Source organism: Streptomyces katrae, assembly GCF_000966975.1.
Classification (GTDB): domain Bacteria; phylum Actinomycetota; class Actinomycetes; order Streptomycetales; family Streptomycetaceae; genus Streptomyces; species Streptomyces katrae.
Genome location: NZ_JZWV01001505.1, coordinates 1 through 1,787 on the forward strand (window position 1 = coordinate 1; position 1,787 = coordinate 1,787).

Below are 1,787 nucleotides of genomic sequence, written 5' to 3' on the forward strand. Positions count from 1 at the left end.
GGTTCGCGCGGTACGGCGGCGCTCTGCCGCCGTACCGCGCCGGTCACAGCTTCATCGTCCTGCCGATTCCGCAACGAACGATGGAGAACCCTCGTCGGCTCATCAAGGCTGGTCAGTGTCAGCAGAGGGCCTGGCTGCGCCTTCAGGACCCGGACGAAGCGCACGCTGTTCTCACCCAGTTCCTGGTTCAAGCGCTGCATCAGCAGGGGTGCCAGCAGTCTGGCCTGGGTCTCCCAGGCCCGGGAATCGGGCTGCAGGACAAGTTGTCCGGCTTCGAAATGGACCACCGGAAGGCGCAACGCCAGGTCCGGACCCATGATCTCCGGCCAGCGGGCGAGGAGGTCCGCTTGCGCCGGACCGGCCCACCCGCGTTCCTGCAGAACCTCCCGGAGCGCACTTCGGAAGTCCACGAGGCCCCCCGCGCTGCTTGGGGGCCGCTTCCGTCGTGCCGCAGGGGTCGGAGACCCCCTTCGCCGACCTGCGTCCTCCCGCGCCTGCCGGAGCACAAGCGCTGCGAGGTTCGTCGAATTCGGCACTCGCGCGACGTTACGGCCATACGTGGTCACGACGTTGCCCCCCTGGTGAGACTCAAACCCCACACTAGGCCCCCGCGAGCGACCTTTCGGGGAGCGGATCAGGAGACCCCTGCCCTTGGCCGAAGCCTCATTGTCGACAACCTTCAACCGCGGCCGCAGCTGCCAGGATCCAGCCAGCGGTCCCGGAATCGGTTCGGCTCTCGCGGTTTCACCGACAGAGGGTGCGCGACGCTCTACGAATGGATTCGTGACTACGCCTGCTCCGTGGGACAGAAGCAGCCAGTTGCCGCAGTCCATGCGCCTTCACCCGCACGCCTTCGAAGGCGCTACGCGGCGACAACGTGGGCCGCTGCCTGTACTGCTTCAACCGGATCTGGTGGTTCGACCGGGCTGATGGCGGCCGTATCCCCCTCATCCCCAAGCAGTTCCCCGCGGCTCGCGTCCCTGCCCACGTCCGATGGAACGTCGACGCCGGCCTCGCGCGAGCAGGATCCAACGGCGACACCTGCTGGATTCCCCATCCGGTTGTGTGCCCCGGGCTGGAACACGAGGAGTTCAAGGATCCAGGTCTGGCCGACTTGTACCGCCAGTCCTCGCTGAACATGCAGGCCGCCATCCGCGAGGCGCTTCAGCGCTCCCCTGGTGGAGACGGAGGACGAGGAGACCGTAGCGGAGACGCCGAGCAGGTTGCCGTGTCAGGACGTGACGCCTACCACTCCGTGTACTTGGTGGCCCACGACCATCGACGAACTCCTGTGCGTAGCGCAGGCCCACGCCTCGGGCGAACTCTGCGCCAACCCCATCGTGGATCCACACGTGCTCTACCAGGGCGAATGGCGGAACAGTAAGTCCCGCACCCCCGAGGGTGGGCCAGGGGCCCTGGCTTGTGGGAAGGCCAGACGATGTGGGTCTGGAGCCTGAACGCCACCAGCTATCAGAAGAGCGTGCGCTGGCGCAGTCAACGGTGCTCCGCACACAGTGTCGGCAGCACCGCGCCAGACGCCCACCCGCGCGAGTGTGGCACTTCGACACGATCCGCCACGGTCACATCCGCCACGTCAGACCGGCCTACCTCATCAGCGCGGCGGGGTCATCCCCGCGGGTGCGGGGAGCAGGGCGGGTTCGTCGAGGTCGTCGACCCGGCCGCGGGGTCATCCCCGCGGGTGCGGGGACCAGGCATGGCCGCCGTGTCCGTCTACCTGAACCGAGGGGTCATCCCCGCAGGCGCGGGGAGCAGAGCACCAGCTTCAC

Annotated in this window: 2 protein-coding genes; one reads left to right on the forward strand and one right to left on the reverse strand. The window is 67.8% G+C overall.

Going from position 1 to position 1,787, the window contains the following annotated elements; all coding sequences use genetic code 11:
- Positions 1-410: DciA family protein (locus VR44_RS46230; protein ID WP_169791095.1), on the reverse strand; the 410-nt coding region annotated here is incomplete at its 3' end.
- A 383-nt stretch (positions 411-793) separates the two neighbouring features.
- Between VR44_RS46230 and VR44_RS49405 the strand changes: the two genes are divergently transcribed.
- Complete coding sequence (locus VR44_RS49405) at positions 794-1,384, forward strand: DUF6083 domain-containing protein (protein WP_425424571.1); 591 nt, start codon at positions 794-796, stop codon at positions 1,382-1,384.
- The last annotated feature ends 403 nt before the right edge of the window (positions 1,385-1,787 follow it).